We start from the raw sequence: 7,983 nt of genomic DNA on the forward strand, positions 1-7,983 counted from the left end.
CCTCTCAATGATAGCCGGCATCCGCCTTGACCTTGCCGCGGAACACCCAATAGGACCAGCCGGTGTAGAGCAGGATGACCGGCAGCAGGAACAAGGTGCCGACCAGCAGGAAGGCCTGGGTGCTTTCGGAGGATGCCGCCTCCCACAGTGAATAGCGATGCGGCACGATGTTCGGCCACAGGCTGATCGCGATGCCCAGATAGGCCATCAGGAACAGGCCGATCGAATAGACGAACGGCATCGCCTCCTGTCGCGAATCGAAGCTGCGCCACGCGGCGAACGCCAGGGCCAGCGCCACGATCGGCACGGGCGCCAGCAGCGCCACGTTCGGCCAGGAAAACCAGCGTTCGGCGATGTCGGCCTCGGCATAGGGCGTCCACAGGCTGACCGCCGCGATCGCGACCAGCACCAGCAGCAGCGCGCGGCGCCCCTGGCGGCGCGACCAGGCCTGCAATTCGCCCTGGGTCTTGAGCACGAGCCAGCCGGCGCCGAGCAGGCAATAACCGGCCATCAGCGCAAAGCCGGTCATGACCGAGAAGGGTGTGAACCAGTCGAACGAGGTGCCGGTGAAATGCCGGCCCTCGACCTGGAACCCCTGGATGAAGGAGCCCAGCACCGTGCCCTGGGCAAAGGTGGCGACGGCCGAGCCGTAGCAGAAGGAATGGTCCCAGAAACCGCGGTGCGCCTTGTCCTTGAAGCGGAATTCGAACGCGACGCCGCGGAAGATCAGCGCCAGCAGCATCAACAGCACCGGGAAATACAGCGCGGGAATGATGATCGCGAAGGCGAGCGGGAAGGCCGCCAGCAGGGCGAGCCCGCCCAGGATCAGCCAGGTTTCGTTGCCGTCCCAGATCGGTGCGATCGAGTTCATGATGATGCCGCGCGAGTCCGACTCGCGATGCAGGCCGTAGAGCATGCCGACGCCCAGGTCGAAGCCGTCGAGCAGCACGTAGAAGAATACGCCCAGGCCCAGGATTACGGTCCAGATGCCGACGAGGTCGAGGATCGGCCCGTTCATGGCGTGTCTCCGTGCGGCAGGGCCTGGACCGGCAGCGCCGGACGGCCGCTTTCGACCGCTGTGTCGTTCTCCGGATCCTCATCGAGCGGCCCGTTCCACACGATGCGCAGCATGAAGCGCAAGCCGGTCGGATAGACCAGCAGGTAGATCGCCATATAGAGCGCCAGCGACAGGATCACGTCGAAGCCGGTCAGCGACGGCGACACCGAATCGCTGGTCCGCAGCAGCCCGTAGACCGTCCAGGGCTGCCGGCCGACCTCGGTCGTGGTCCAGCCGGCCAGCACGGCGATGAAACCCAGCGGCATGGTCCATTGCAGGGCCTTCAGGAACCAGGGCGTGTCGTAGAGCCGGCCGCGCCAGCGCATCAGCCAGCCGACGGCGACGATCGCCAGCATCAGCAGCCCGACGCCGACCATGATGCGGAAGGCGAAATAGACCACGACGACCGGCGGGCGCTGGTCGGCCGGGAAATCCTTCAGCCCTTTGACCGCACCGTTCCAGCTGTGGGTCAGGTACAGGCTGCCGAGCTTGGGCAGCGCGATCTCCAGGTCGTTCTTCTCTGCCTTCTGGTTCGGGATGCCGATCAGCGAGGCCGGTACGCCGTTGCCGCCGTCCCACAGGCCCTCCATCGCGGCGAGCTTGGCCGGCTGATGTTCCAGCGTGTTCAGGCCATGCAGGTCGCCCAGCACGATCTGCAGCGGGACGAAGAGGGTGAGGAAGCCCAGCGCCATGCGCACCATCAGCCGGCCCTCGGGCAGGAACTTGCCGGCGCGGATGGTATAGGCGCCGATCGCCAGCACGACGAAGGCGGTCGTCACATAGAAGCCGCTGACCGTATGGGCGAGGCGATAGGGGAACGAGGCGGAAAAGACGATCGCGCTCCAGTCGGCCGGAAAGAACCTGCCGTCGGCGGCGATGGTGTAGCCGCCCGGCGTCTGCATCCAGCTGTTGACCGCGATGATCCAGAACGACGACAGCAGGGTGCCGAACCCCACCATGAAGGCCGCCACGAAATGCGCCCAGGGCGGCACCAGCTTGCGACCGAACAGCAGCACGCCCAGGAACGCCGCTTCGAGGAAGAACGCGGTCAGGCCCTCGTAGGCGAACAGCGGGCCGACCACGTTCGAGGTCGCGTCGGCGAAGCGGCTCCAGTTGGTGCCGAACTGGAACGGCATGACGATGCCTGACACCACGCCCATGCCGAACGAGACGGCGAAGATCCGGATCCAGAATTTCGAGACCTTGAGGTAGATCGGCTTGCCGGTCCAGGCATGCAGCCCTTCCAGCATGGTGATGTAGGACGCGATGCCGACGGTGAAGGCCGGCAGCAGGATATGCCAGGCGACGACCCAGACGAACTGGATGCGCGACAGGATGACGGGATCAAGGCTCATCGAGATACTCCCGGGCCGGCGGCGCGGCCCTCTCGGTGCCGGATCCTAGCGGTAGCGGAGCCCGATGCAACGCACCGCGGCGCGGCCAGATTGTCGCACGGTTTGCTTGTGCAAGTCCGTGATTTTTCAAGTGCGACCGCCTGCCACCTCGAAGGCCCGACGCCAGTTTTCCCGCGCCTCCCGCTCGCTCCAGGGCTCGAGCGGCCCGTCCCACAGGCGTCCGCGGTAGCCGCCGCCGACCAGCTTGCGCGCCTCCGGCTCGGACCAGCCGGCGAGCCGGACCGCTTCGCTGACCGCGGCGATCCGGTCGGCGCGCTTGACCTGGCGCCGCCATTCCTCGGGCACGGTCGTGCCGAAGCCCAGCGCCAGGCACAGCGCCGTCTCCAGCCGATGCTCCAATTCCTGGTAGGCTTGGCCCAGCACCGCCTTGACGGGGGTCACCACGTCGCCATAGACCGCCTCGGGCAGATCGTGCGCCAGCGCCCAGCGGCGCGCGCCCAATGGTGCTGCCGGCCAGACCAGCTCGACCAGCACGCGCTCGACCACACAGCAATGATGGGCGACGTTGAAGCCCACCTCGCCGATCGTCTGGCCGCACCAGCGATTGACCCGGCTGATGCCGATCAGCAGGTCGGAGATCTCGAGGTCGATCGAGCTGGGGTCGAGCAGATGCAGGCGACGGCCGGACAGCATGCGCTGAAACGTGCGCGGGGCGTCCTCATGGGTCGGTACCCGCGCGTCCCGCCTGGCCGTCGCCGGTTTGCCGTCCAAATCGTTCCGCTCCTCGTCCCGTCACCGGCATCATGGCGGGGCGGCCGGATGGCGGCAAGCGTAGGCTCAGTGCGCGCCGAGCAGCAGGCTGGTGCCGGCGCCAAGGGCGCCGTTGATCGCCAGACCCTCGGCCACCCCGCCCAACTGGCTGAGCGCCGACGGATGGTGGCCCCAGCGCGTCGAGGTCTCGAGGTGGTTCGCGTAATCCTTGGAATTGAGATAGCTGTCGCGATCGGCCGGCGGTGTGTAGGCGAGGTCGACCCCGGCAGGCGAGCCGGCAAGGCCCTGGTTGCGGGCGGCAGCAGACGAACCCGCCGGCACGAGCGACAGGGCGGCGCCCTGCTGAAGATCGACGAGGGGCGGCGCCGATCCCGGGGCCGCATTCGTGGGCGCCGGACCGAACGTGTTCGGCGTGAACACGGTGCTGTTGCCCGCCAGATCGTCGGCCCTGGTCGGCGACGAGACCGCGACGATGAGACCAAAGCCCAGAATCATTGATGTAAGACACCGTCGGCTCGCCGCCATGATCATTCCTCGACGCTGCACCACGCCATTATAGAGGGCAGCGCCGGACTCGTCGACCGACTCGCCGCATCACACCTCGTTCGAAGAAGCGGGCGCGCCCTCTACGACCATTGCCTGCCCCTTTGTCGCAAACCAGGGCGGCGCGTCGCCGGTAAACAGCAGATACAGTTCCACTACCCAGAGTGCCGTCACGATCAGCCGGACGATGGTGGACGCGGGATTGGCTTGGAGAAGGGTGCCGATCCTCAACGCCAGACCGATGACGGCCACGATCGTCACGATGAGGGTCACCCAGCGCGCCCAATTCTGTCGCTTCCGGGCGATCAGCCAGATCCAGAGGAATTGAATGGCGAAGGCTGCAATCGTCAGCAAGACGTAGAAAAGGAATATTGATTGAAAAACTTTAGAAAGGTCGCTTGATCCGCCAGAAGGGATGCGAGCCCGCCCACCAGGATGGTGGCATGGCCCAGCCGCTCGAATAGCACAATGTTCTTCGGCAACGCGATTTTCGCCATTCCGATGCCCCTGTTTTCCGAGGTGTGATCGCCAACCGCACCTCGGAAGCATCATGGCATAGTTGAATTAGGATTCGACAGAAATTCTTCCTTAGGTTGCGCCGTGCGCTACCCCGCAAAGCCTGTCCAATACAGCAGCCCATGCAGCGCCAGGCCGACCAGGCCGCCGACGATCGTGCCGTTCAGCCGAATGAATTGCAGGTCGCGACCGACCTCGAGTTCCAGGCGGTCGCCGACCTCGCGGAAGTCCCAACGCCGGACCACGTCGGCGATGAGGGCCGAGACCTGGTGGCGGAACCGGCCGGTCAGCGCACCGGCGACCCGGGCCATGGCCCGGTCGACGCGAGCCTTCAGGTCCGGATCGCCGCGCAGGGTCCGGGCCAGGTGACCCAGTGCCCGATCGATCTGGCGCTCGAGCGGCGACGGCGCGCCGTCGGACGGTTCGGCCAGGTGGCGCTTCAGCTCGCGCCACAGCGTCGCCATGAATTTCTCCGGTGCGGCCAGCCGGATCGCGTCGCGCTTCAACGCCTCGGCCCGGGCGCGGAACGCCGGATCGGTGCCGAGTCGGGCCACGAAATCGCGCACCGCCCGGTCGAACCGTTGGCGCAGCTCGTGGCGGGGCGTATCGGCGACCTCGCGGATCAGGTCGATCATGCCGTCGACGAAACGCTTCACGATGTAGCCGTCGATGAATTTCGGCGTGAGCGCGGATTGCTCGCCGAACTTCACCAGGATCAGCGCCCGGTTGCGGTCGAGCCAGCCGGCGATCAGTACCAGCGCCTGGTCGAGCAGCGCCTGGTGGCGCTCGTCTTCGGTGACGAAATCGAGCGCCGCGCCCGAGATCCGCGCCAGGTCGAGCTGCTCCAGCCGCCGGGCCACGGCGCCGCCGATCAACTGTTCGATCTCGGCATCGTCGAGCGCGTCGAGCAGGGTCGGCAGCGCCTCGGCGAGGCGGGCGGCGACACCGCGCCGGTTGGCCGGCAGGGACAGCCAGCGCGCGCCGCGGCCGACCGGATCGAGCTGGGCCAGCTTGCCGGCGACATTCTCCGGCGTCAGGAAATGCTGTTCGATGAAGCGGCCGAGCTCGGCGCCGATCCGGTCCTTGTTGCGTGGAATGAGCGCGGTATGGGGGATCGGCAGACCGAGCGGCCGGCGGAACAGCGCTACGACCGCGAACCAGTCGGCGACCGCACCGACCGTCCCGGCCTCGGCAAAGGCGATCAGCCAGTCGAGCGCCGGCCAGCGCGCGCGGCCCGCAAGGCCGAGCCCGAGCAGGACCAGCATCGCCAGCAGCAGGCCGGTCGCGAGCCAGCGCATGCGGCTGAGGCCGGTCCGCTTGGCGGCGAGCCGTGGATCGGGATCGGTCATGACGGCGGTGAATTCATCCCGGCAGCAGCATCACCAGGCTGACGGCGATCAGGGCCGGCTTGGCCTCGCCCTCGATCTCCATGGTGTTCTCGGTCGTCATCAGCCAGCGGCCGCCGCCCTTCTGGTCCAACGCCACGAGCCTGATGCGGTTGCGGACGCGCGATCCCACCCGCACCGGCGCGATGAAGCGGACCTTGTCGAGGCCGTAGTTGAACGCGGTCGTGCCCGCGAAGGCCTCGGCCAGCACCTGATAGGCCGTCGGCGCCAATAGAGAAAGGCTGAGGAAGCCGTGGGCGACCGTGGCGCCGAACGGGCCCGTGGCCGCACGGTCCGGATCGACATGGATCCATTGATGATCGTCGGTGGCATCGGCGAACCGGTCGATCCGATCCTGCTCGATGGCGCACCAGGGCGAAACGCCCAATTCCTGTCCGACCTGCTGGGCCAGCATCGCCACGCTCATGCGCCTGTTCCTGTCCTGCCTGTCTCGACAAGTGGTTGGCCGGATTGAAAAAGAAAGAGGGGGCGGGACGAATCCCACCCCCTCCCGGGTCGGTTCATGATGGAGTCCGCGATTATTCGGCCGCGGCTTCCGCCCTGGACGGCAGCTTTTCGAATTCTGGCTTGTGGCCGAGCAGCAGGACGATCACGCCGGCGACGAAGGCGCAGCCGGCCAGGAACCAGATGCCGGCATCGTAACCGCCCGTCTTGTCCTTGATCAGGCCGATCACCTGCGGCCCGACGTACCCCGACAGGTTGCCGATCGAATTGACCAGCGCGATGCCGCCGGCCGCCGCCGTTCCGGTGAGGAACGCCGTCGGCAGGGTCCAGAACACCGGTAGCATGGCGAAGATGCCGAGGGCTGCGACGCACAGCAGCACCACTTCGACGACGGGGTCGCTGGCGAGCGGCAACAGCGCCAGGCCGAGGCAGGCGACGAAGGCGGGGATCGCCGTGTGCATCTTGCGCTCGCCGGTCCGGTCCGACCGCTTGACCCACAGCACCATGCCGACGGCACCGACCGCATAGGGAATGGACAACGCGCCGATGTTGGCCAGCGGGCTCAGATGGAGCGGTCCCAGGATCTGCGGCAGCCAGAACCCGACGCCGTAGAGCGCCGCCACGTCGCCGAAATAGACCAGCGACAGCAGCAGCACGCGCGGGTTGGTCAGCGCTTCCTTCAGGCTGAATTTCCTTACCGATTCGCGATGGGCGCGCTCGGCCTCGAGCGTGTCGTTCAGCCACTTACGCTCGTCCGCCTCGAGCCAGGCCGCCTGGGACGGCTTGTCGGTCAGATAGCCCAGCACGACGACCGCAAGCACCAGCGAGGGCGCCGCCTCGATCAGGAACAGCCATTGCCAGCCGGCGAGGCCGCCCAGGCCGTCGAAACCCAGCACCCATTGCGAGACCGGCGCGCCGATCACGCTCGACACCGGGATGGCGACCATGAACCAGCCGACGATGCGTGCCCGATAGGCGGCTGGAAACCAGTAGGTCAGGTAGAGGATGATGCCCGGGAAGAACCCGGCCTCGGCCACGCCCAGCACGAAGCGGATCGTATAGAAGCTGTATTCGCCCTGTACGAACGCGGTGGCGCCGGAAACCAGGCCCCAGGTCAGCATGATGCGCGCGATCCAGCGCCGCGCACCGTACTTGTCGAGCATGATGTTGCTCGGCACTTCGAACAGGAAATAGCCGATGAAGAAGATGCCGGCACCCAGGCCGAAGACGGTGGCGGTAAAGGCGAACTGCTTGCTGATCGCAGCGCCCGCAAAGCCCAGATTTACCCGATCCAGAAAGGAGACGAAATAACAGACGATCAGGAACGGTATGAGCCGCCAGGTCACCTTGGCAATCGTGCGTTTTTCAAGCGTCGCGTCCATCGGCAGCAGCCTCCAACCCCAAAATATACGGCGAGGGCGGGTTCGACCCGCCTCTCGTACGGATCATAGCCTGCGGTCAGACGGGGATGCCACGCAAGACATAAACAATGGGTCGGAGGAATGGGCCGGCAGGCCTTAGGGATCGATCGCTGTAGCGCAGGCGTCGGTCGGGGCGGCCGCCAGGTGGCCGACCACCGGCACGATGTCGAGCACGGCCGAACCGATGCGGCAGGGTGCGGCGACGGCACCGCAGCCGGCCAAAGTCAGGCCGGCGAGAAGGATCGCGAAGGGTCTGAGGCTGGGCATGGACGGTTTCCGGCGATGGCGGGAACGGAGGAAGCCTACGCGCTCCACCCGTTCCCGGCCATGTGTCAGGACGCCTTGGTCAGCAGATAGTCTTCGGGCTTGGTCTCATCGGTGCCGATGCCGACGCCGAGCATGCCGAACAGGACATGGGCGAGCGCACTGACGGCGAGGTTGAGCGCGCCGGCGAGCACGCCGATATAGAC

9 protein-coding genes are annotated in these 7,983 nt (G+C 66.6%); all 9 read right to left on the minus strand.

Annotation, left to right across the window (positions count from 1 at the left end):
- Positions 1-4 precede the first annotated feature (4 nt).
- The gene (gene cydB / locus VGV37_RS25520; protein WP_326882616.1) at positions 5-1,018 is read right to left on the minus strand and encodes a cytochrome d ubiquinol oxidase subunit II; all 1,014 of its coding nucleotides are present in this window, start codon (positions 1,016-1,018) and stop codon (positions 5-7) included.
- Positions 1,015-2,412: a cytochrome ubiquinol oxidase subunit I gene (locus VGV37_RS25525; RefSeq protein WP_326882617.1), complete on the minus strand. Its 1,398-nt coding sequence runs from the start codon at positions 2,410-2,412 to the stop codon at positions 1,015-1,017. Before VGV37_RS25525 ends, cydB begins: the two co-directional genes overlap by 4 nt.
- Positions 2,413-2,538: 126 nt before the next feature.
- Positions 2,539-3,183 carry a hypothetical protein gene (locus tag VGV37_RS25530; protein WP_326882618.1) on the minus strand — a complete coding sequence of 215 codons (645 nt, stop codon included), beginning with the start codon at positions 3,181-3,183 and terminating at the stop codon, positions 2,539-2,541.
- 66 nt (positions 3,184-3,249) lie between these two features.
- Positions 3,250-3,678 carry a hypothetical protein gene (locus VGV37_RS25535; protein WP_326882619.1) on the minus strand — a complete coding sequence of 143 codons (429 nt, stop codon included), beginning with the start codon at positions 3,676-3,678 and terminating at the stop codon, positions 3,250-3,252.
- Between the two features lie 99 nt (positions 3,679-3,777).
- Positions 3,778-4,080 (minus strand): hypothetical protein, encoded by a 303-nt coding sequence (locus tag VGV37_RS25540; RefSeq protein ID WP_326882620.1) that lies wholly within the window; start codon positions 4,078-4,080, stop codon positions 3,778-3,780.
- A 251-nt stretch (positions 4,081-4,331) separates the two neighbouring features.
- The gene (locus tag VGV37_RS25545) at positions 4,332-5,591 is read right to left on the minus strand and encodes a DUF445 domain-containing protein (RefSeq protein WP_326882621.1); all 1,260 of its coding nucleotides are present in this window, start codon (positions 5,589-5,591) and stop codon (positions 4,332-4,334) included.
- 13 nt (positions 5,592-5,604) lie between these two features.
- A complete protein-coding gene (locus VGV37_RS25550) occupies positions 5,605-6,054 on the minus strand; it encodes a MaoC family dehydratase (protein ID WP_326882622.1) in 450 nt (149 codons plus the stop codon).
- A gap of 112 nt (positions 6,055-6,166) precedes the next feature.
- Positions 6,167-7,474 (minus strand): MFS transporter, encoded by a 1,308-nt coding sequence (locus VGV37_RS25555; protein ID WP_326882623.1) that lies wholly within the window; start codon positions 7,472-7,474, stop codon positions 6,167-6,169.
- A gap of 135 nt (positions 7,475-7,609) precedes the next feature.
- Positions 7,610-7,780: a DUF6726 family protein gene (locus VGV37_RS25560; protein ID WP_326882624.1), complete on the minus strand. Its 171-nt coding sequence runs from the start codon at positions 7,778-7,780 to the stop codon at positions 7,610-7,612.
- Positions 7,781-7,983: the final 203 nt, after the last annotated feature.

Source organism: Aliidongia sp. (genome assembly GCF_035943795.1).
GTDB lineage: Bacteria > Pseudomonadota > Alphaproteobacteria > ATCC43930 > CGMCC-115725 > Aliidongia.

Excerpts from the sequence above, each read along its gene's own strand:
- cydB (WP_326882616.1), bottom strand. The coding sequence starts at position 1,018 with ATGAACGGGCCGATCCTCGACCTCGTCGGCATCTGGACCGTAATCCTG.
- VGV37_RS25545 (WP_326882621.1), bottom strand. The coding sequence starts at position 5,591 with ATGACCGATCCCGATCCACGGCTCGCCGCCAAGCGGACCGGCCTCAGC.
- VGV37_RS25560 (WP_326882624.1), bottom strand. The coding sequence starts at position 7,780 with ATGCCCAGCCTCAGACCCTTCGCGATCCTTCTCGCCGGCCTGACTTTG.
- VGV37_RS25525 (WP_326882617.1), bottom strand. The coding sequence starts at position 2,412 with ATGAGCCTTGATCCCGTCATCCTGTCGCGCATCCAGTTCGTCTGGGTC.
- VGV37_RS25550 (WP_326882622.1), bottom strand. The coding sequence starts at position 6,054 with ATGAGCGTGGCGATGCTGGCCCAGCAGGTCGGACAGGAATTGGGCGTT.
- VGV37_RS25555 (WP_326882623.1), bottom strand. The coding sequence starts at position 7,474 with ATGGACGCGACGCTTGAAAAACGCACGATTGCCAAGGTGACCTGGCGG.
- VGV37_RS25535 (WP_326882619.1), bottom strand. The coding sequence starts at position 3,678 with ATGATTCTGGGCTTTGGTCTCATCGTCGCGGTCTCGTCGCCGACCAGG.